This is a genomic window from Ralstonia nicotianae (assembly GCF_018243235.1).
GTDB classification, from domain to species: domain Bacteria; phylum Pseudomonadota; class Gammaproteobacteria; order Burkholderiales; family Burkholderiaceae; genus Ralstonia; species Ralstonia nicotianae.
Genome location: NZ_CP046674.1, coordinates 632,794 through 654,114 on the forward strand (window position 1 = coordinate 632,794; position 21,321 = coordinate 654,114).

The window sequence follows — 21,321 nt, forward strand, 5'->3', positions numbered from 1 at the left end:
GCCGCTGCGGTAAACTGCGCAAATGGTGATTGTACTGTATGCGCTGACAGCGCTTCTCTACGGGGCCCTCGCCTGGTACGCGTGGGCGCGTCGCGGCGGCCTCGAGGCCCAGGCAGCGGGTGCCCTGGTGTCCGGCGGCCAGCCTTTGGCCGGCGCGGCCGTGCTGGTGCCGCCCCCGCCGCCGGCCGCCGAATCCGGCCCCGCCTGGTGGCGCTGGGCCCTGCTGGGTGCGCTGGCGGTGCACGGGATGCTGCTGCACGAGACCATCTTCCCGGCTGCTTCCATGAAGTTCGGCTTCGCCTATGCGCTGTCGTCCATGCTGTGGCTCGGCGTTGGCATCTACTGGATCGAGAGCCTGTTCTTCTCGCTGGCGGGCCTGGGCCTGCTGGTGATGCCGGTCGCGCTGGTCGGCAGCCTGCTGCCGCTGGCGTTCCCGGGCACGCAGATCCTCGGCTATGCCGCCAGCCCGCTGTTCAAGCTGCACTTCGCCATCGCGAACGTGGCCTACGGGCTGTTCACGCTGGCGGCCTTCCACGCCATCCTGATGCTGGCCGCCGAGCGCCGCCTGCATACCATCAACCGGCCGGCGGAATCCGGCTGGCTTGGGCGCTGGCTGGATCTGCTGCCGCCGCTGCTGACGCTGGAGAAGCTGCTGTTCCGTCTGATCGGCGCGGGGTTCGTGCTGCTCACGCTGACGATCGCCTCGGGCATGCTGTTCTCCGAGCAGTTGTTTGGCCGGGCGTTCCATGTCGATCACAAGACCGTCTTCGCCATCCTGTCGTGGGCGATGTTCGGCGGCATCCTGATCGGCCGCCGTTTCTACGGTTGGCGCGGGCGCGTGGCGCTGCGCTGGGTGATGGCGGCCTTTGCGACGCTGATGCTGGCCTATGTCGGCAGCCGCTTCGTGCTGGAAGTCATCTTGCATCGCGCATAGCGCGCCCGCTCGCGGTTCCGTCCTTCGTTCCTCCACCATGGCCCGTCCCGTCCTGCTGATCCTGCTGCTGCTCGCCGGCCTGTGGTGGCTCAGCCGCCAGAGCTCGCGCCATGCGCGCCCGACGCCGTCGGCCCCCGCCGGGCGCCAGCGCACGAAGACGCCGGACGCGGCGCAGCGGATCGAGCAATGCGCTGTCTGCGGCGTGCATGCGCCGCGCACCGGCATGGTGGCCCTGCCTGGCGGGCGCTATCGGTGTGCCGAGCATGCCGACCAGGCCGACGGCCGGGGCGGCGCATGATGCGCGACGCTTCCAAGGCGGGCGGTGCCGACGCTGCGGGTGCCGGGGCGTCCGGCATGCGCCTGTGGTCGCGCCTGAACGCCTGGCGTGCGCTGCGCGCGGTGTGGCTGGAGCCTGATCCGCCCGAATTCCAGTGGCGCCTGCTGCGCTACTTCGCCTTCAGCCGGGCGGCGGTGGCGCTGGTGCTGCTGCTGTTCGTCTCGATCCCCCGCGAGCATGCGAGCGATCTGCCGGCACCCGTCGGCGACGCCATGCTCAGCTTGACGCTGCCGTACCTGGCGCTGGCGCTGCTGATCCTGGCGGCGGCGGGGTGGTGGCGCTCGCGTTTCCAGTTCCGGGTGCGGCTGGACGTGCTGCTGGACCTGCTCTTCCTCGGATTGGCCTATGCGACGCTGTCGCACCTGTCGGCCAGCGTGGCGATGGTGTTCCTGATGCCGGTGCTGGCGGCCGGCGCGCTGACCAGCCTGTTGTATGCCCTGTTCACTGCGGCAGTGGCATCGATGGTGGTGCTGGCTGCGCCCTTCCTGCGCATGCTGGGCGATGGCGGGATCGACTCGGGGCTGGCCTCCGCCGGGCTGTACGGCCTGGTCTACATGATGGCCGCGCTGATGATGTACGGGCTGTCGCACCGGCAGGTGGCGCAGGAGCGCCTGACGCTGGCCCGCGAGCGCGAGCTGCGCCTGCAGCAGCTGGTGAACCGGCTGATGGTCTATGACATGCAGGACGGCGTGATGCTGGTGCGCGCCGACGGCCGCGTGGTGGCCGCCAATCCCGCCGCGGCGATGCTGCTGGGCGTGCCGCAGAATGCATTCGTCGGCAGCGGGACCATGCTGTTCGACCTGAAGGACATCCCGCACCTGCATCCGCTGCTGGAAACGCTGCGCCAGTGGCTGCGCCGCCGGAACCGGCAGCCGGGCAGCGGCGCCGACGTGGCCGGCGATGACGAGGCCACGCGCATCCTCGACCTGCAGCCGATCGCCGCGGGCGGCCGTGCCGCGCTGCGTGCCCGTCTGCGCCTGCGCTTCATCCTGCCGAGCCTGGCGAACCTGGGCCGCGTCTATATGGATAGCCTGGTCAGCTCGATCGGTCTGGGCCTGCCCGGCGAGGCCGCCGGCGAGCCGCCGCGTGCGCGCGGCTCCACGGCCGAGACCGTCGCACCGGGCTGGTCCGCCGATGACGAAGTCTTCCTGCGCCACGAACTGCACGACACCGTGCTGGTGCACGTGGAGAGCTGGGAGCGCGTGACCGAGCAGGCCCAGCAGGAAAAGCTGGCATCGATGGGGCGGCTGGTGGCCAGCGTGGCGCACCAGATCCGCAACCCGCTCGCGGCCATCAGCCAGGCGGCCGAACTGCTGGACGACCCGGGCGAGGGCGGCGAGCCGGTGCGCCCCGAGGGGCGCGGCGTGGAGACGCGCCTGCTGCGCATCATCCGCGATAACGTGCGCCGTCTCGACCAGGTGGTCGCCGATGTCCTGATGCTGTCGCGCCGGCCGCGCGGCGAGCGCGTGCGCGAGCAGCTCGCGCAGGTGCTGCCCGAGGTGGTGGAGCGCTGGCGTGCCGAGGCGCTGCGCCGCGCGGGCGAGGCCACCGAAATCAGCGCCGACCTGGTGCGCGTGGCGGTCGACCTGGCGCGGCCGGTGCTGTTCGATCCGGCCCACCTGCAGCAGGTGGTGGGCAACCTGCTCGACAACGCGCTGCGCTATTGTCGCGGCGTGCCGGGCTCGATCCTGCTGGCGGCCTATCCGCTGGATGACACCCACGCCGAACTGGTGATCTGGAACGACGGCCCCGAGGTGTCCGCCGAGCAGCAGCGTAGCCTGTTCGAGCCGTTCTTCACCAATGACGCGCAGGGCACCGGGCTCGGTCTCTACATGGCCCGCGAGTTGTGCGGTGCCAACGATGCGCAGATCCGCTACGGCGACATCGCGCTCGAATCCTTGCTCGATCGCACCGGAGTGATGACCATGGAGGTGCGCGAGGGCCTGCCGCGCCGCGCTTTCGTCATCACCCTGATGTTCGACCCACCCGCTGTGCCGGCGGAATGAGCCGCCAGCCGTTTTTCCGTCCCCCCATGTCCAAAGCTGCCGTCGTTCGCGAACCCATCCTCGTCGTCGATGACGAGGCCGATCTGCGTGAGCTGCTGGAGATCTCCCTGCGGCGCATGGGGCACGATGTGGTGCTGGCCGGCGGCCTGGCCGAGGCGCGCGAGGCGCTGACGCGGCAACGCTTTGCGCTGGTGCTGACCGACATGCGCCTGGGCGACGGCCTGGGCATCGACCTGGTGCGCCAGCTCTCGGCCACCGCCGATCGCACGCCGGTGGCCGTCATCACCGCCTACGGCAGCGCCGAGAACGCGGTGGAGGCGCTCAAGGCGGGCGCGTTCGACTACATCGCCAAGCCGCTGTCGCTCGACCAGCTGCGCAGCCTGGTGCTCAACGCGCTGGGCCGCCAGCAGCGCGATCCCGATCCCGGCAGCGCCGATCTCGCCGAACGCACCAGTGCGCTGCTGCCCGGCCATTCGGCCGCCATGCAGGAGGTGCGCCGCTCGCTGCTGCGGCTGGCGCGCAGCATGGCGCCGGTGGTGATCAGCGGCGAATCGGGCAGCGGCAAGGAGCGCGCGGCGCGCGCCATCCACGCGCTGTCGTCGCGTTCGGCGCGGCCGTTCGTGGCCGTCAACTGCGGCGCGATTCCCGAGAACCTGATGGAAGCCGAGTTCTTCGGCTACGTGAAGGGCGCCTTCACGGGTGCCGACAGCGACCGCCAGGGCTTCTTCCAGGCGGCCCACGGCGGCACGCTTATGCTCGACGAGGTGGCCGACCTGCCGCTGACCATGCAGGTCAAGCTGCTGCGCGCGCTGCAGGAGCGCCGCGTGCGCAAGATCGGCGAGAGCCGCGAAGACCCGGTCGACGTGCGCGTGGTATGCGCGAGCCACCAGAACCTCGCGCGCCTGGTCGCCGCCGGGCGTTTCCGCGAAGATTTGTTCTACCGGCTCAACGTGCTGGAGCTGCGCATGCCGACGCTGCGCGAGCGCGCCGAGGACGTGCCGGTCCTGGCGGGCGTGCTGCTGGAGCAGCTGGCCGCGCGCTATGGCGATCCGCGGCCGAAGCGGCTCACGCGCCAGGCGCTGCAGCAGCTGTGCGCCTATCCGTTTCCCGGCAACGTGCGCGAGCTGGATAACCTGCTGGAGCGCGCCTACGCCTTTGCCGAGGGCGAGTCGATCGACGTGGACCATCTCGGCGCGCTGGGCACCGACATCGAGCGCTCGCCGCTGTTCCACCGCGCGCGCGAGGCGCATGGCGGCCATCCCGTGCACCCGGCGCACCTGCCGCCGGTGCCGGCGCCCGGCCATCCCGCCCATCCGGGGCATCCCGGCCATGTCGCGCATCCGCTCGGCGTGCCGCAGCCGGTGGGCGGCTGGCCCGATGCGGCCTACATTCCCGTGCCGGTGCCGATGGGCCTGATGCCGCATCCCGTCGTCGTGCCCGTGCCGGTCGAGCCCGCGCCGGTGATCGAGCCGGCCGCGCCGGCCATGCCCGCGGTGTCCTTGCCGGTGGACTTGCCGGCCTACCTCGAATCGGTGGAGCGCGGCGTGATCCTGGCCGCGCTGGCGCAGACCGGCTTCAACCGGACGGCGGCCTCCAAGCTGCTCGGCCTGAGCTTCCGGCAGCTGCGCTACCGGATGCAGCAGCTGGACATCCGCGATCCGCGCGACATCGAAGCCGCGGCGGGCAACGGCGGGGTGGGTGATGCCTGAGGTGGCCGGGCCGGTGCGCATCGGCGCGGACGGCTGGGCGGACGGGGTGTGCCGGCATCCTTCGCCCAATGTCGATGCGCGCCCCGAGGGCCTGCCGATCGACCTGATCGTGCTGCACAACATCAGCCTGCCGCCCGCGCGTTTCGGCACCGACGACGTGCTGGATTTCTTTGCCAACACGCTCGACTGCGGCGCCCATCCCTACTTCGAGCAGTTGCGCGGCGTGCGGGTTTCGGCGCACTTCTTCATCCGCCGCACCGGGGCGTGCGTGCAGTTCGCTCCCTGCGACACGCGCGCCTGGCATGCCGGCGTATCGGATTTCTTCGGCCGCACGCGCTGCAACGACTTCTCCATCGGCATCGAGATCGAGGGGACGGACGACCAGCCCTTCACGCCCGCCCAGTACGCGGCGACGGCGGCCCTGGTGCGGGCGATCTGCGCGGCGTACCCGATCCGGGCAATCGCTGGGCATTCCGACATCGCGCCCGGGCGCAAGACGGACCCGGGGCCGTGCTTCGACTGGGCACACCTGCGCCGCCTCGCGAAACTGGAGGCGGCACTGTTCCCGTACCAGGCAGGCGCGGCTCCGGCCTGATGAGCATGCGCGATCGCTTCGCGTTTGCGCATGTGATTTCTATCGAACTTGCTTGATCAATAGAAAGATTTATTCTCAAAGCGAGTTCACCGCATCGCCGCACGCCGATGCCGCCGACCCGTTGTGCCGCCTGGGATGGCGGGTTTGCGGCGCCGCATCCGGGTTGGGAAATAGCCCGTCGCCGCCATCTGTCAAGTCTGGTCAAGTTCGATCGTTCCACTATACTTAGTGCCAATTCCGGAGCGGCACACTAGATATAGTGGTGGCGTTCCGGAATTCTGATTTTGGCGCCGCGCGGGCGCGCGCGTTCGGCAGGTCAAGCCGGCGCTTGGGGCGAGGAGAAGGCAAGGGCCTTTCGCGTCTCGATTTCCTGCGCGGCGCGCGAGCCTGCCGCCCTCCGGCGGGCTGCCATCCCGAACGGCTAACAGGAGTCACCATGCAGACGGCCCAAACAGAAATCCACTCCGGCACCGCCAATCCCACCGCGTTTTCGCAACCTGCCGAGGGCACGGCCGTGGCCTCCGGCGCCGGCTACGCCGACTACAAGATCATCCGCCGCAACGGTGCCGTGGTCGGCTTCGAGCCCTCCAAGATCGCCGTGGCGATGACCAAGGCCTTCCTCGCCGTCAACGGCGGGCAGGGCGCCGCTTCCGCGCGCGTGCGCGAGCTGGTCGAGGGCCTGACCCAGAACGTGGTGCGCGCGCTGCTGCGCAGCCGTCCGAATGGCGGCACGTTCCACATCGAGGATGTGCAGGACCAGGTCGAACTGGCCCTGATGCGCTCGGGCGAGCACGATGTCGCCCGCGCCTACGTGCTGTACCGCGAGCGCCGCTCGCAGGAGCGCGCACAGGCGGGCGAGACGCAGCAGCAGCCGGCCTTCATCGGCCTGAACGTGACGGACGGCGGCATCACCCGCCCGCTCGACATGGCGGCGCTGCGCAACCTGATCGTGTCGGCCTGCGCGGGCCTGGGCGAGTCGGTGGATCCGGAGCCGATCCTCAAGGAGACCGTCAAGAACCTGTACGAAGGCGTGCCGATGAGCCAGGTGTACGACTCGGCCATCCTGGCCGCGCGGACCCTGATCGAGAAGGATCCGGCCTACAGCCAGGCCACCGCACGCATCCTGCTGCACACGATCCGCCGTGAAATCCTGGGCGAGGAAGTCACCCAGGCCGAGATGGCCGGGCGCTATGCCGATTACTTCCCGCAGTTCATCAAGCGCGGCATCAACGCCGGCCTGCTGGACGACACGCTGGCCCAGTTCGACCTGGCCAAGCTGGGCGCCGCGCTCGACGCCTCGCGCGACCTGCAGTTCAACTACCTCGGCCTGCAGACGCTGTACGACCGCTACTTCCTGCACATCAGCGACAAGCGCATCGAGATGCCGCAGGCGTTCTTCATGCGCGTGGCGATGGGCCTGTCGCTCAATGAAATCGACCGCGAAGCGCGCGCCATCGAGTTCTACCAGCTGCTGTCGTCGTTCGACTTTATGTCGTCCACGCCGACGCTGTTCAACTCGGGCACCTGCCGCTCGCAGCTGTCGTCGTGCTACCTGACCACGGTGTCGGACGACCTGGACGGCATCTACGAGGCGCTCAAGGAAAACGCGCTGCTGTCCAAGTTCGCCGGCGGCCTGGGCAACGACTGGACCAATGTGCGCGCGCTGGGCTCGCACATCAAGGGCACCAACGGCAAGAGCCAGGGCGTGGTGCCGTTCCTGAAGGTGGTCAACGACACGGCCGTGGCCGTGAACCAGGGCGGCAAGCGCAAGGGCGCGGTGTGCGCGTACCTGGAGACGTGGCACCTGGATATCGAGGAATTCCTGGAGCTGCGCAAGAACACCGGCGACGACCGCCGCCGCACGCACGACATGAACACGGCCAACTGGATCCCGGACCTGTTCATGAAGCGCGTGATGGAGGGTGGCGAATGGACGCTGTTCTCGCCGTCCACCTGCCCGGATCTGCACGACAAGGTCGGCAAGGCATTCGAGACCGCCTACCTGGGCTATGAAGAGAAGGTTGCCCGCGGCGAGATCAAGCTGTTCAAGAAGATGCCGGCGTTGCAACTGTGGCGCAAGATGCTGGGCATGCTGTTCGAGACCGGCCACCCGTGGATCACGTTCAAGGACCCGTGCAACATCCGCAGCCCGCAGCAGCACGTGGGCGTGGTGCACAGCTCCAACCTGTGCACGGAGATCACGCTGAACACCAACGACAGCGAGATCGCCGTGTGCAACCTGGGCTCGGTCAACCTGGTTGCCCACGTGGTCAAGCAGGCCGACGGCAGCTACGCGCTCGATCACGACAAGCTCAAGAAGACCGTGCGCACCGCCATGCGCATGCTCGACAACGTGATCGACATCAACTACTACGCCGTCAAGAAGGCGCGGGACTCCAACTTGCGCCACCGTCCGGTGGGCCTGGGCATCATGGGCTTCCAGGACGCGCTGCACGTGCTGCGCATCCCGTACGCCACCGATGCCGCGGTGCAGTTCGCCGACACCTCGATGGAAGCCGTGTGCTATTACGCCTACTGGGCCTCGACCGAGCTGGCCGAAGAGCGTGGCCGCTACAGCACCTACAAGGGCTCGCTGTGGGATCGCGGTGTCCTGCCGCAGGACTCGCTCAAGCTGCTGGCGCAGGAGCGCGGCGGTTATCTGGAGGCCGACCTGTCGTCGACGATGGACTGGGATGGTCTGCGCGAGCGCATCCAGCAGCACGGCATGCGCAACTCCAACTGCGTGGCGATCGCTCCGACGGCGACGATCTCCAACATCATCGGCGTGTCCGCATGCATCGAGCCGACGTACCAGAACCTGTACGTCAAGTCGAACCTGTCGGGCGAGTTCACGGTGGTCAACGACTACCTGGTGCGCGACCTGAAGGCACGCGGCCTGTGGGATGAAGTGATGGTCGCCGACCTGAAGTACTTCGACGGCTCGCTGGCCCGCATCGACCGCATCCCGCAAGACCTGCGCGACCTGTACGCGACGGCCTTCGAAGTGGAGCCGCAGTGGCTGGTGGAGGCCGCCTCGCGCCGCCAGAAGTGGATCGATCAGGCGCAGTCGCTGAACATCTACATGGCCGGCGCGTCGGGCAAGATGCTGGACGACACCTACAAGCTGGCGTGGCTGCGTGGCCTGAAGACCACCTACTACCTGCGCACCATCGGCGCGACGCACGTGGAGAAGTCCACCGTGTCGCGCGGCACGCTGAACGCCGTGTCGTCGGGCAGCGATGCCGGCAGCGTGGCGGCGGCGGGTGCCGCGCCGGTGGCCCCGGCCAGCGCGCTGGACACCGTGGCCGCCACCGCGCCGGCGATGCCGGAAGCCGAAGGCGCCGTGTGCACGATGCGCCCCGGCGATCCCGGTTTCGAGGAATGCGAGGCCTGCCAATAACCGAGGCTGGGTCCATCAAGCGCCCCAGGGGCCGCATGGCATCGCCGATGCGGCCCGTTATTGCCAACGGCCACCGGCCGGATGGGCCGCGCATGTTCCGAAACATGCGCGCCGCCGGCGGGTCCAATTGAGAGATTTCGGAGAAATTCCATGCTGAGCTGGGACGACGACGTCAAACCTGCCGCACAACCGCAGGCTGCACCGCAGCCCGCCTACCAACCACAGCCGCCGCTGCAATCGTTCACGCCCGACCAGGGCGGTGCGCTGCCGCCGTCGGCCACGCAGGCCGCGGGTATCCTGGGCAACAACCCGAACGCCGCCGCCGCGCAGAGCAGCCGCCGCGTCAACGCCGCCGACAAGCGCGTCATCAACGGCGCCACCGACGTCAACCAGCTGGTGCCGTTCAAGTACAAGTGGGCCTGGGAAAAATACCTGGCCGGCTGCGCCAACCACTGGATGCCGCAAGAGATCAACATGTCGCGCGACATCGCCCTGTGGAAGGACCCGAACGGTCTGACCGAGGACGAGCGCCGCATCATCAAGCGCAACCTGGGCTTCTTCGTGACGGCCGATTCGCTGGCCGCCAACAACATCGTGCTGGGCACGTACCGCCAGATCACCGCGCCGGAGTGCCGCCAGTACCTGCTGCGCCAGGCGTTTGAAGAGGCGATCCACACGCACGCCTACCAGTACATCGTCGAATCGCTGGGCCTGAACGAGGCCGAGATCTTCAACGCGTACCACGAGGTGCAGTCGATCCGCGACAAGGACGAGTTCCTGATCCCGTTCATCGACACGCTGACCGATCCGTCGTTCAAGACCGGCACGCCGGAGAACGACCAGAAGCTGCTGAAGTCGCTGATCGTGTTCGCCTGCATCATGGAAGGGCTGTTCTTCTACGTGGGCTTCACGCAGATCCTGGCGATGGGCCGCCAGAACAAGATGACGGGCGCCGCCGAGCAGTACCAGTACATCCTGCGCGACGAGTCGCTGCACTGCAATTTCGGCATCGACCTGATCAACCAGATCAAGCTGGAGAACCCGCACCTGTGGACGGCCGAGTTCAAGGCCGAGATCACGGAGCTGTTCAAGAAGGCCGTCGACCTGGAATACCGCTACGCCGAGGACACCATGCCGCGCGGTGTGCTGGGCCTGAACGCGCCGATGTTCAAGGGTTACCTGCGCTTCATCTGCAACCGCCGCTGCCAGCAGATCGGCCTGGACGCGCTGTTCCCGAACGAAGACAACCCGTTCCCGTGGATGAGCGAGATGATCGACCTGAAGAAGGAGCGCAACTTCTTCGAGACGCGCGTGATCGAGTACCAGACCGGCGGCGCGCTGTCGTGGGACTGAGCACCACAGTGAGCGCTCCACGCGCTTGACACGGAAATAGGCGACGCTGGCTGCGTCGCCTATTTTTTTGCGCGTGCCTTCCCGGCGCGCGGTCCGGACATGGCCATCGAGATCGAATCCTTTTTCGCCCAGACCTACGATCAGGCGCGCGCCCGCTTCCTGGACGCGGCCCGGGCGCGCGGGCTGGCCATCGAGCGCGCGGTGCATCCGCACGCGCTGGGGCCGGCCGGGGAGCCGCTTTCCATCGACACGGCGTGCTTCCTGCCGGACCGGCCCGGCGTGCTGCTGGTGCTGACCTCCGGCATTCATGGTGTCGAGGGGTTCTGCGGCTCCGGCTGCCAGGTCGGCCTGCTGCGCGACGACGCGCTGTTCGCACGGCTGGCCGCCGGCAGGGTGGCGCTGCTGCTGGTCCACGCGGTCAACCCGTACGGGTTCGCGCATCTGCGGCGGGTGAACGAAGACAACGTCGACCTGAACCGCAACAGCGCCGATTTCGCCGCGGTCGCGTCGGCCAACCCGGCTTATATCGAGGTCGATCCGCTGCTGTTGCCGGATACCTGGCCGCCGGACGCCGCCAACCAGGCGGCGCTGCAGCAGTATCTTGCGATGCACGGCGAGGCGGCCCTGCGCGATGCGATGACGATCGGCCAATACACCATCCCGGATGGCATGTTCTACGGCGGCGGGGCGACCTGCTGGAGCACCGCGCAGGCTTGCGCGATCCTGTCCCGCCACGCGGCAGACGCGCCGCGCCTGGCGTGGATCGACCTGCACACCGGACTCGGCGCCCACGGCCATGGCGAAAAGATCTTCTCCGGCGCCGATCCGCGCGAACTGGAGCGTGCCATCGGCACCTGGGGCGCGGATGTCCGGCCGATCGCGGCGGCGGGGTCGGTCTCGTCGGTGGTCGAGGGGGCGCTGGTGGACCGTGCCGGCGCGCTGTTTCCCGCCGTCGAGAAGACCGTCATTACGCTGGAGTTCGGCACGCTCGAACCGATGGCCGTGATGCAGGCGCTGCGGGCCGATCACTGGCTGCATCGGCATCCCGGGACGTCGCCCGATCAGGCCGCCGCCATCCGCAAGGGCCTGCGTGATGCGTTCTATTGCGACACGCCGGCCTGGAAGGGCATGGTCTACGCGCAGGCACGGGTTGCGGTGCTGCAGGCGGTGGCGCGCTTCTCCGGCTAGCAGCGCGTTCGGCGGGGCGCGCGGTGTCAGGCCTCGGCCGCCCGGCGTGACCGTGCCGTCGCCGCGCAGCCGGCCGATGCCGCGATGATGGCGACAATCGCCACCCACTGCCGCGCCGACAGATGCTCATGCAGCACCACCGCGCCGGCCAGCGCGCCGATGGCCGGCTCCAGGCTCAGCAGCACGCTGAAGGTGCGGCCCGACAGGTGCCTGAGCGCCACCATCTCCAGCGAGTAGGGCACGGCGCTCGACAGCACGCCCAGCCCCAGGCCGGCGACGATCAGCGACGGCGCCAGCAGCGCCGGCCCCGCCTGCACCACCCCGAACGGAATCGCAAACAGTGCGCCCACCGCCATGCCCAGCGATGTGGCCTGACCCGCCGGCAGCGTACCGACACGCTTGCCGGTCACGATATAGAGCGCCCAGCACACGCCGGCCCCCAGCGCATAGGCCGCGCCGAGCGGATCGATCTGCCCGACCGCCCGGCCGCCCACGGTCAGGATCAGCAGCCCGGCCACCGCCAGCCCGATCCACACGAAATCCAGCGCGCGCCGCGACAGCACCACCGCTAGCACCAGCGGTCCGGTGAACTCGATGGCGATGGCGATCCCGATCGGCAGCCGCGTGAGCGACAGGTAGAACAGCAGGTTCATGCTGGCCAGCGTGACGCCGTACAGCGCGATCCTGCCCGCATCGCGGCGGTGCAGGCGCAATCGCCACGGCCGCCACAGGGCCAGCAGGATCGCCGCGCCGATGGTGATCCGGTACGTTACCGTGCCGGCCGCGCCCAGTGCAGGAAACAGGGTCTTGGCGAAGGAATTGCCGACGCAGACGGAGGCCATGGAGCCGAGCAGCGCCAGCATCGGCATCCAGAGCGAAGGGCGGCCGGCCGAAGACGTCGGGGCGACAGTGGAAGGCGAGTTCATGCGTGTGGCCGCAGGCGGGGGATGCCCCAGCATAGCCGTGAACGTGGAGAAAAAATTTCGTAAAGCGTGGGCTGCGGCATGGTTCTTCTCGAAATTCTGCGAAAAAATGGAGGGATCGAGTCCCACCCGGAGGCCATCGCCATGCAGCTCGACCGGCGCGATATCCAGCTACTGAACCTGATGCAGGACGATGCCACCCTGCCGCTGCGCGCGCTGGCCGAGCGCGTGCACATGTCGGTGGCGACCTGTCAGCGGCGCATTGCCCAGATGCGCGCGGAGGGCATCCTGCTGCGGCAGGTCGCGCTGGTGGACCGGGTGCGCGTCGGCCGTCCGCTGACGGTGTTCGTGTGGGTGGAGCTGGACCGCCAGCACAGCGCCGCGCTGCGCGATTTCGAGCGCAAGATGAGCGCCGAGCCCGATGTGCTGGCGTGCTACGAGATCTCCGGCGAGGCGGATTTCCTGCTGTCGGTCAACGCCGCCTCGATGGAGGCCTACCACGCCTTCACGCGGCGCGTGTTCATCGCCGACAACAACGTGCGTGGCTTCAAGAGCAACTTCGTCATGCACTGCGCGAAGTACGAAACCAAGATTCCCATCGCCGAGCCCGAGGCCGGCTGAGCCGTGGGGATCAGGCCGCCGCCCGGGGCAGGGCGGGGCTCACAGTGCGGCGGCGCTCGGGCGGATCACGTCGATCAGCAGCACGCGCTGGCCTTCGCGCTCGCCGCCGCTGCGCGTGGCCAGGTTGCGCGGTGCCTCGCGCGGGGCGGCCAGCGGCGCCGGATCTTCCGTGCTCATGCCGAACACCGACAGCCGGGAGGCGGCGATGCGCTGCAGGGTGCCGCGCACGCCTGGCACGTCGAGGTCTTCCGGGTCGAAGCCGGTGGTGGCCGTCCAGTCGTCGCGCGCGATGTCCTGCAGGCCGTTGGCCATCTCGAACGGCAGGGAGGTGCCGAAGCCCTTCTGCAGCGAATGCGTGCCGAGCAGATATTCGGCCGTCAGGAAACCGCGCAGCCGGGTCCAGAAGGCCGTCGGCGCGATGTTGCCGCTCTTGAGCGCATGGCCGGGGGCCACTTCCCAGCTGTGGTCGAGCAGCTTGCTGATCAGGCGTCCCCAGGTCGGCACGTCGGTGCCCGCCGAGCAGTCCTCGCCCGGGCCTTCCGGGCGGGCGAGCTGGCGCAGCAGGCCGGTGAACGAGCCGCCGGCGGGGCGCGCACCGCCGGCCTGCTGGCCGGCCGGCCAGCGCCACTGCAGCGGCGACGGCGGTCGGATGCCCGGCCACTGTGCGTAGGCTTGCAGGCCGGTGCATGGCGTCAGGTAGCGCCACTGCCGCTGATCGCGGCCGATGCGGCGCAGCGGCTCCAGCTCGGCCGACAGATCGAACCTGCCCAGGAACGCCGCATTGCGCGTCTTGACCGGCGAGCGGGCGTAGACGTTGAAATCGGGCCAGCCTTCGTACAGGCCGATCTGCGGCAGTGCGTGCGATTTCTCCAGCGCATCGTCGGGCTGGTCGATGCGGCGGGCGGTCACGAAGAGGGCGCGGCAGTCCAGCGTCGGCACGGCGCCACGCAGCCGCAGCAGGACGAGCAGGTCGCCGAACTCAGCCGGGCGCGCTTCGGCGCGGGCCGGATAGGCGTGCGGCTGCTCGTCGGGCCAGAAGCTGGTCAGTCGCAGTGCGGCGCCGGGGAAGGCGCTGCGCAATCCTTGCCGCAGCAGGCGCAGGCCGTCGGGGTGGCGCAGGATCCGCAGGATCGACAGGTCGTCGCGCAAGGCCGCATCGGGATGCGGGGCCCGGCCGCCGGCTTCCGCCGCGAGCGCGTGCCGCCACAGGGCGACGTCGCTGGCGAGATCCTGCGCGGCTGCGTCGCGTGCGGCCTCGGAGCGGGCGCCGGAGATCGGCTCATGAGCGCCGCCAGGGGGGTCTTCTGCCCCGGTCTGGGCGCTGGTGGTCGACCCGGCAAACGCGCCAAAAAGGCCCCTCAAAGGCGGCCGGTTGCGGTTGCGCTCGGGCATGATAATTTCAACTTTATGATGAGGTTCCTCTGGCGCGCAGCATAGCACCATGCGGCGTGCCCGAAAACGGCGGACCGCCCCTCCCCTCGTTGGGAGCGGGCGGCCCGCCGGCGTCAGGTCGTACGGAACGACGCCACGGCGTCGCGCAGCAACGTTGCCTGCTCTTCCAGCGACAGCGCGGCGGCCGCGGCCTCTTCCACCAGTGCCGCGTTCTGCTGCGTCACCTCGTCCATCTGGTTCACGGCCTGGTTGACCTGCTCGATGCCCGAGCTCTGCTCGGCCGACGCCGCGCTGATCTCGCCCATGATGTCCGTCACGTGCTTGACCGCCACCACCACTTCGTCGATCACCGTGCCGGCCTCGGCCACCAGCGTGGTGCCGTTCTCGACCCGGCCGACCGAGTCCGAGATCAGCACCTTGATCTCCTTGGCCGCCCCCGCCGAGCGCTGCGCCAGGCTGCGCACCTCGCCCGCCACCACCGCGAAGCCGCGACCCTGCTCGCCGGCCCGGGCGGCTTCCACCGCCGCGTTCAGCGCCAGGATGTTGGTCTGGAATGCAATGCCCTCAATTACGCCGATGATGTCGGCGATCTTCTTGCTGCTGTCGTTGATGCCGGCCATGGTCTCGACCACGCGGCCCACCACTTCGCCGCCCTTGACCGCGATGTCCGAAGCGTTGACCGCCAGCGTGCTCGCCTGGCGCGCGTTGTCCGCGTTCTGCTTCACGATCGAGGTCAGCTCTTCCATGCTGGAAGCCGTCTCTTCCAGCGAGCTGGCCTGCTCTTCCGTGCGCTGCGACAGGTCGGCGTTGCCGGTGGCGATCTGCTGGGTGGCGCTGGCGATCGAGTCGGCGGAGGTCTTGATATGGCCGATGGTGCCGGTCAGCCGCTGCTGCATCCGGGCCATGGCGAACAGCATGCTGTCGCGGTCATCCGGGCGGGTCTGCACGCGCACCGCCAGGTCGCCGTCGGCGATTCGGCGGGCGATCTCGGTGGCATAGGCCGGCTCACCGCCCAGCCCGCGCTGCACATTGCGGATGATGAGGAACATGGCCAGCGTCACCGCGCCGCCCACCACCAGGATGGCAATCAGGTTGGCGATCAGCGAGCGGACGTAGGCCGTCTCCACTTCCTGCAGGAACACGGCGCTGGAAATGTTCCAGTCCCACGGGGCGAAGCGCTTGACGTAGCCGATCTTGGGCAGGGCGGTGTCGCTGCCCGGCAGGCGGCCCTGGTATTCGGCAAAGCCGTAGCCTTTGTCCTTGGCGGCATTGACGATGGCCGGGTAGAGCGGTTTGCCGGTCGGGTCTTTGAATTGGGCGGTGCTCTTGCCGACCATGTCGGCCAGCGTCGGGTGCATCTGCAGGATCAGCTGCGAATCCACCACGAAGAGATAGCCCGTGGTGCCATAGCGCAGCGACGCCAGCGTCGCGAGGGCGGTCTTCCTGGCCTCGTCCTCGCCCATGGCGCCGGACTGCGCCTTCGCGTGATACAGCTTGGCGATGCCCTCGGCGGCATCCACCAGGTTCTGCAGGCCCGTCTTGCGCTCATCGAGCATGGTGGCCCGGGTTTCCATCGCACTCCAGACGCCCACGCCGATCAGGCCCAGCCACATCAGGGCCAGCGCCAGGCGCAGTTTTGCTTTGAGTGTCCACTGTCGCATGTTGGGCTTTCTCCACTTGTCTTGCCCACATGGGCGTTTCCCCGTCCGGTGTAACGGCGGTGGCCCGGCGATTCTTTAATGGAGCGGCGCAAAGGGCACGCGGCGCCCGGCGGTGGCGGCGCGCGGACAAAAAAGAAGGCGCCGACATGCCCGGTGTCAAAGAGGCGGTGCCCTCAAAAGGCACCGCCGCGCGTTGTTGCGTTGTTGCGTTGGCGCGTTGCGCGATGCGGCCGTGCCTATTGCTCGCGCACCCAGGTCTGCGTGCGGCCCAGCAGACTGATGCCCAGGAAGCCGCGCACGTTCAGCTTCCGGCCGTCCTCCGACAGCGACATCTTGGCGCTGTAGACCTTGCCGCTCTCGGGGTCGAGGATATTGCCGCCCGCCCATTCGTTGTCGCCGGTCTTCTTCAGATCCTTCAGGATGGTCAGGCCGACGATGGGCTGGTCCTTGCGGTCGTCCGTGCACTTGGTGCAGACCTTGGCGCGATCCTCTTCCTTCAGGATGTTGGTGACCCTGCCGGAAAACACCCCGTCCTTCTCGACGATCTGCACTTCGCCCTTGGGCTTGCCCGTGGCATCGTCGATGGTCTTCCAGGTGCCGGCCGGCGAGGCGGCCTGCGCAAAGGCGCCGCCGGCCGCCAGTGCGAATGCCAGGCCGCCCAGCAGGCGCGACAGGGTGTGTGGGGGACGTTGCATGGTGTGGTCTCCTGATCAATCAGTCGGAAAATCGGTAGGGATGCTCGGCGGCAGGGGCAGGGGGCAATGGGCGCCTAGCGTACCGGTCAGGGTGGACAGCGGATTGCTGCCGGAGCCGCCGGAGGCGTTCGTGACGCCACCCAGCGCGTTCGTGATCGGGGCGAGCAGGTTGCTGCCGCTCTCGGTGCCCGAGAGGGTGCCGGTGCCCGTCGCCAGCGGATTGCTGCCGCTCGCGCTGCCACTCAGCGCATTCATGACCGTGGCCAGCGGATTGGTCGAGCCGCCGCTGCCGCCGCCGTTTACGAGGCCGCCGGCGCTCGCCACTGTCGCGCCCGCGGCGCCGCCGATATCGGCCGCCAGCGGATTGCTGCTGGTCGCGCCGACCTGTCCGCCGGCGCTCGCCAGGCCGCCGCCCACCGTGCCGAGGCCGTTGGCCAGTGGGCCGCCCAGCATGGTGGTGCTACCGACCTGCTGCGTCCCGCGCGCGGTCTGCGAGGCCAGCGGCACGACCGCATTGCTCGTCTGCTGCGTGACCTGCTGCACCGGCCCGCTCGATGTCGCAATGGTGACCAGCCCGCCCGCGCCCTGCAGCACCTGGCCGAGTGCCAATACGGTGCTGCCCGCCGGTGCCGTCATCGGATTCAGCGGCGCCAGCGGGCTACCCGTCGCGCCCAGGTCCGTGACGGTCTGGCCGGCGTTGTCTACCGTCACGCCGGTGGCCGTCACCACGTTGCCGGTGCTCTGCACGGTCGTGCCGACCGGGTCCGGCGTCGAACCGATCTTGCCCAGCCCAGTGCTGATGCCCGCCCCCAGGGTCTGGACGGTGCTGCCGGCCGAGGTGACGGTCGCGCCGAGATCCTTCTGCTCGGCCGTGCCACCGATCAGCGGCACCTGTGCCGTGCCGAGCTGCGTGCCGAGATCGCTCACCGTCTTGCCGGTCTGCGTGACGACGTTGCTGGCGACATTGCCGACCGGCACGGCGCCCGGATCGTTGTTGGCGGTCGAGGCGGGCGCATCGCCGCTGTTCGGATTGCCGCCGGACGCGCGGCCGGCCAGCGCCAGCATGGCCAGGACGGTGGCGGCGACCCGCTTGCGAGACGAAGCGGTCAGGAGCGAGTCGCGAATGGTCATGATGTGTCTCCTTCTTGAGCGAGGCTCGACCCGCGTAACGACACCGGCCGTCAGAGGAACGCGCGTCTGGCGCCGGTTGGGGGCATCCAGTGGCCATGGTTGCCGGATGCCGAAAAAAACCCAAACAAATCGGTAAGCCGTGCGCGATCGCTAGTGGCGCGTATCGGGCACGACACCCGACAGCCCGCCGCCGACCAGTCCGCCGAGCGTCGTGCCGGCGCTGCCCAGTGCGCTCAGCGGACTGCCCGTGCCGGCACCGGACAGGCTGGCCGTCAGGCTGCCGACGGCCGTGATCACGGGGGCCAGCGCATTCCCCAGCGCGCCGCCCGGCGCGCTGCCGCCGGATGACGAGGCGGCCGGCGTCGCCACCGCGGCGAGCGAACCGGTGAGCGTGCCCAGCGCGCTCACCGTGCTGCCCAGCGTGGATGTCAGCGCATTGCCCTTGCCGGCCTGGGTGAGGGTGCCGCCTTCGCTGCCGAGCGCGCTGCCCAGCGTCGTCAGCACGCTGCTCACCGGTGCGCCGAGCCCGGTAGTCGCGCCGAGCGTCTGCGTGGCCGAGGTCAGCGTGCTGGCGAGCGGCAGGATGGCGGTGACGGCAACGGTCGTGACCTGCTCAACCGGCGTGGTGCTGCCGGCCGCGCTGCTGCTGCTGTCGGTCGTGCCGCTGTCGTTCGACCAGGTCGGTGAATCCGGTGCCGTCAGCGATAACGTCGACTGCGAGCCGCTGCCGCCTAGCGATGTGCCCATGTCACCGCTGTCCGACGTGGCGCAGCCTGCGATCCCGACCAGCGACACGATCACCAGGATGCCCGGCGTCCGCCGTGCCAACCGCCGGTACTGCGGGAAAACCCCACGACTCGGTGGGCTCGATCTCAACAAGAAGGCGGGTGCGCGCATCTTGTTCCTCCACAACTCAGAACGCTTGTTGGGACCCCTTTGTTTGCGCTCTCTGGTCTTCGGGGAGGCGGTCGCCGTGGTGATGCCCCTTGCGACGGCTCGCCCTGCTGTCACGGACAACGCGCCTGTCCGCGCCGCGCTGCGCGCTCGATCGCCGGGCTGATGCAGTGCGAGGATCGTGGGATGAAACCGCAAGGTGCGGCAATCAGAAATAACCTGATACGCCGATGTGCGATCGCGGCATTCGCGGCGATCGCCGCCTGGCAAGGCGCCGTCATTCGGCCCTTTCAGCGGCATGCTGGTGCAGCAAAAGCAGGGCGACGGAGGCGGTAGAGCAATGCTTCTATCGGAACACGCCGGCCGTGTTTCAAACGCTGTGTGAGGGTTTTTCCCAGACCCGCCGCGTGTTCGCGCGCTGCCTGGTCGCCGCGGTGCCGGAGCGATCCTGCCGGCCGAAGCGAAGATCGCGAGGGCCGGTCGCCATGTCATCGGCGACCGCGCGATGCCATGCGGCAACCACTGTGCCGCACCTGTGACATGACGATGCACGGAAGGCGCGCGGTGGACACGATCGGCACGTCCGGTTCCGCGCGATGCGCGGCACGCGACTTGCGGCATGTCGATGCGCAGATCGATGCGTGCGTGTTCGTCCGACTGTCTTCGCGTTTCACCGACACGCGCGCATCGCGTCGTGTGCAGGTGTCACGCGAGTGCGATGTGTCGATGCGCATGTCGAAGTCGTATCGATCGCGCGCGTGCTCGTGTTCGTCGCGCAAAATTTCGTGCGCGTTGTCGCATCCACGCATCGTTTTTTTCTTCGCGAGCGAGCGCTCTCAGCGATGTCGATGCACGCGTTGACGTTGATGCCAGATATCGCACGCCGAGCACGCGCGCGGTTCATCGCGGCGTGCATCTGTGTGGCTGTAAACCGGCATGAACATTGGGTTTGTGGGAAGCGTGCGTTTGCTGGAAGCAACGCATCGACACGATCATCGGGCGCAAGAAAATGCCCCTTCGCATGGTCATCGGATGCGCATGCGCGATCCCGGTTGCGATGAGGCACAGAGCAAGCGCAATCCTTCACCAAAACTCACCGCGCTTTTTGCATAAATCTCTTAACATCACCGCACAAACGAATTATGATTCGCCTTGACAAGACGTTGACTTCAATGCAGGAAAGCTTCGCACGATCAACGACGATGAACTTCCAGAGCGGTAGTGAAAAGTAGTCGAGGAGCGTAACCACTTTGAAGCACGCCACGCCGACAGGGCTGTTCGAATTCGGTGCCATCTCCAAGGTCCCCCTGATCGGACAGGCGTACTACCCTCAAAAGAAAACGCGCGCTCTCCAAGACTCCGCTGTCCGCAAAGTCACGCTACAAGCGGCTTTGCACGCTGCACAGCGGCTCGCGCAAGACCAGGTTTCGACCGGTGCGGCGATGAGGCCCCGGTTCTCTCAATTCATGAAGGCTCGCCGGATGCAGTGTGTCCGGTCGACTGCGGCTGCGTGCGTGTGCCCGGCCGAGGCGTACAACTTGCTGCGTGAGTCCGCCGCGCGGGTTGCAGGTCTTCCCCCCGAATTCATTAGCGTGCGACTGCGGTCTGGTGGCGCGCCGATGAATCGCTCGCTCGGTTGGTCTGGCGATGCAGGTGCATCGTGGGATCGGGCCGGTCGGGTTGCTCAATCTCGATAGTTCGATACCCAATCCTGAAGGAGTTTCCCATGGCAACTGCTGCTAAGAAGAAACCGGCCGCCAAGGCCCCGGCCAAGAAGGCTGCTGCAAAGAAGGCTCCGGCCAAGAAGGCCGTCGCGAAGAAGGCTGCTCCGGTCGCCAAGAAGGCTCCGGCCAAGAAGGTCGCTGCCAAGAAGGTTGCAGCGAAGAAGGCACCCGCAGCCAAGAAGGCCGCAGTGAAGAAGGTTGCCGCCAAGAAGGCAGCGCCGGCCAAGAAAGCCGCGGTGAAGAAGGTTGCAGCGAAGAAGGCGCCCGCAGCCAAGAAGGCCGCAGTGAAGAAGGTCGCCGCCAAGAAGGCAGCACCGGCCAAGAAAGCCGCGGTGAAGAAGGTTGCGGCCAAGAAGGCCCCGGCCGCGAAGAAGGCCGCTGCCAAGAAGGCGCCTGCTGCCAAGAAGGCCCCCGCTGCGAAGAAGGCTGCCGCGAAGCCCGCTGCCAAGCCCGCTGCAAAGCCGGCTGCAAAGCCCGCTGCGAAGAAGGCTCCGGCGAAGAAGGCTGCCACCAAGCCCGCCGCTGCTCCGGCCACTGCGCCTGCTGCTGCCCCGGCTGCCAAGACCGCGCTGAACCCGGCTGCGGCCTGGCCCTTCCCGACTGGCAACCGTCCGTAAGCCATTCTTGCGACGGTGATCCTTCGGGACCACAGCGGCACGCGCGTCGTGCCCACCTGACCGGATACCGCGTATCCGGTCCGCAAGACCTGGTGTCTTGCACCGCCCGCCGGCTGGCTTGCGCCCCGGCGGGCTTTTTGT

General features: G+C 68.3%; 18 protein-coding genes. 11 read left to right on the top strand and 7 right to left on the bottom strand.

Annotation, left to right across the window (positions count from 1 at the left end; genetic code table 11):
• Positions 1 to 22 precede the first annotated feature (22 nt).
• The 8 genes from GO999_RS02910 to GO999_RS02945 all read left to right on the top strand — a co-directional run bounded on the left by GO999_RS02910 (position 23) and on the right by GO999_RS02945 (position 11,522).
• Positions 23 to 934 (top strand): cytochrome C assembly family protein, encoded by a 912-nt coding sequence (locus GO999_RS02910; RefSeq protein WP_011002717.1) that lies wholly within the window; start codon positions 23 to 25, stop codon positions 932 to 934.
• Positions 888 to 1,232: a PP0621 family protein gene (locus GO999_RS02915; protein WP_503366717.1), complete on the top strand. Its 345-nt coding sequence runs from the start codon at positions 888 to 890 to the stop codon at positions 1,230 to 1,232. The genes GO999_RS02910 and GO999_RS02915 overlap by 47 nt, the downstream gene beginning before the upstream one ends.
• The gene (locus GO999_RS02920; protein WP_019718227.1) at positions 1,229 to 3,277 is read left to right on the top strand and encodes an ATP-binding protein; all 2,049 of its coding nucleotides are present in this window, start codon (positions 1,229 to 1,231) and stop codon (positions 3,275 to 3,277) included. Before GO999_RS02915 ends, GO999_RS02920 begins: the two co-directional genes overlap by 4 nt.
• A gap of 26 nt (positions 3,278 to 3,303) precedes the next feature.
• On the top strand, positions 3,304 to 4,986 hold the full coding sequence (locus tag GO999_RS02925) for a sigma-54-dependent transcriptional regulator (RefSeq protein WP_020832709.1): 1,683 nt from the start codon (positions 3,304 to 3,306) through the stop codon (positions 4,984 to 4,986).
• A complete protein-coding gene (gene ampD / locus GO999_RS02930) occupies positions 4,979 to 5,581 on the top strand; it encodes a 1,6-anhydro-N-acetylmuramyl-L-alanine amidase AmpD (RefSeq protein ID WP_165591156.1) in 603 nt (200 codons plus the stop codon). The genes GO999_RS02925 and ampD overlap by 8 nt, the downstream gene beginning before the upstream one ends.
• A 436-nt stretch (positions 5,582 to 6,017) precedes the next feature.
• On the top strand, positions 6,018 to 8,981 hold the full coding sequence (locus tag GO999_RS02935) for a ribonucleoside-diphosphate reductase subunit alpha (RefSeq protein WP_118887909.1): 2,964 nt from the start codon (positions 6,018 to 6,020) through the stop codon (positions 8,979 to 8,981).
• 150 nt (positions 8,982 to 9,131) lie between these two features.
• Positions 9,132 to 10,334, top strand: coding sequence for a ribonucleotide-diphosphate reductase subunit beta (locus tag GO999_RS02940; protein ID WP_011002711.1), 1,203 nt, complete (start codon positions 9,132 to 9,134; stop codon positions 10,332 to 10,334).
• Positions 10,335 to 10,439: 105 nt separating this feature from the next.
• Positions 10,440 to 11,522, top strand: coding sequence for a M14 family metallopeptidase (locus GO999_RS02945; RefSeq protein ID WP_038937823.1), 1,083 nt, complete (start codon positions 10,440 to 10,442; stop codon positions 11,520 to 11,522).
• Positions 11,523 to 11,548: 26 nt separating this feature from the next.
• On the opposite strand, the gene GO999_RS02950 is transcribed toward GO999_RS02945, so the two are convergent.
• The gene (locus GO999_RS02950) at positions 11,549 to 12,385 is read right to left on the bottom strand and encodes an EamA family transporter (protein WP_020425208.1); all 837 of its coding nucleotides are present in this window, start codon (positions 12,383 to 12,385) and stop codon (positions 11,549 to 11,551) included.
• A 204-nt stretch (positions 12,386 to 12,589) separates the two neighbouring features.
• Here GO999_RS02950 and GO999_RS02955 point away from each other — a divergent pair, with 204 nt between their 5' ends.
• Positions 12,590 to 13,066 (top strand): Lrp/AsnC family transcriptional regulator, encoded by a 477-nt coding sequence (locus tag GO999_RS02955; protein ID WP_011002708.1) that lies wholly within the window; start codon positions 12,590 to 12,592, stop codon positions 13,064 to 13,066.
• Positions 13,067 to 13,105: 39 nt separating this feature from the next.
• Here GO999_RS02955 and GO999_RS02960 read toward each other — a convergent pair whose 3' ends face one another.
• The 5 genes from GO999_RS02960 to GO999_RS02980 all read right to left on the bottom strand — a co-directional run bounded on the left by GO999_RS02960 (position 13,106) and on the right by GO999_RS02980 (position 18,773).
• Positions 13,106 to 14,458, bottom strand: a complete 1,353-nt coding sequence (locus tag GO999_RS02960) for a hypothetical protein (RefSeq protein WP_020832703.1) — start codon at positions 14,456 to 14,458, stop codon at positions 13,106 to 13,108.
• Between the two features lie 113 nt (positions 14,459 to 14,571).
• Positions 14,572 to 16,119 (bottom strand): methyl-accepting chemotaxis protein, encoded by a 1,548-nt coding sequence (locus GO999_RS02965; RefSeq protein ID WP_021156256.1) that lies wholly within the window; start codon positions 16,117 to 16,119, stop codon positions 14,572 to 14,574.
• Positions 16,120 to 16,355: 236 nt separating this feature from the next.
• A complete protein-coding gene (locus GO999_RS02970; RefSeq protein ID WP_019718234.1) occupies positions 16,356 to 16,814 on the bottom strand; it encodes a DUF2147 domain-containing protein in 459 nt (152 codons plus the stop codon).
• A 15-nt stretch (positions 16,815 to 16,829) separates the two neighbouring features.
• The gene (locus GO999_RS02975) at positions 16,830 to 17,945 is read right to left on the bottom strand and encodes a collagen-like triple helix repeat-containing protein (protein WP_165591158.1); all 1,116 of its coding nucleotides are present in this window, start codon (positions 17,943 to 17,945) and stop codon (positions 16,830 to 16,832) included.
• A gap of 150 nt (positions 17,946 to 18,095) precedes the next feature.
• Positions 18,096 to 18,773, bottom strand: coding sequence for a collagen-like triple helix repeat-containing protein (locus tag GO999_RS02980; RefSeq protein ID WP_249215051.1), 678 nt, complete (start codon positions 18,771 to 18,773; stop codon positions 18,096 to 18,098).
• Here GO999_RS02980 and GO999_RS24580 point away from each other — a divergent pair.
• Positions 18,691 to 19,005, top strand: a complete 315-nt coding sequence (locus GO999_RS24580) for a hypothetical protein (RefSeq protein WP_231674147.1) — start codon at positions 18,691 to 18,693, stop codon at positions 19,003 to 19,005. The two genes, GO999_RS02980 and GO999_RS24580, sit on opposite strands and share 83 nt — an antisense overlap.
• Before the next feature lie 322 nt (positions 19,006 to 19,327).
• Here GO999_RS24580 and GO999_RS02985 read toward each other — a convergent pair whose 3' ends face one another.
• The gene (locus tag GO999_RS02985; RefSeq protein ID WP_011002702.1) at positions 19,328 to 19,648 is read right to left on the bottom strand and encodes a hypothetical protein; all 321 of its coding nucleotides are present in this window, start codon (positions 19,646 to 19,648) and stop codon (positions 19,328 to 19,330) included.
• Positions 19,649 to 20,565: 917 nt separating this feature from the next.
• On the opposite strand from GO999_RS02985, the gene GO999_RS02990 reads away from it, so the two are divergent.
• Positions 20,566 to 21,180 (top strand): histone H1-like DNA-binding protein, encoded by a 615-nt coding sequence (locus tag GO999_RS02990; protein WP_211906526.1) that lies wholly within the window; start codon positions 20,566 to 20,568, stop codon positions 21,178 to 21,180.
• Positions 21,181 to 21,321: the final 141 nt, after the last annotated feature.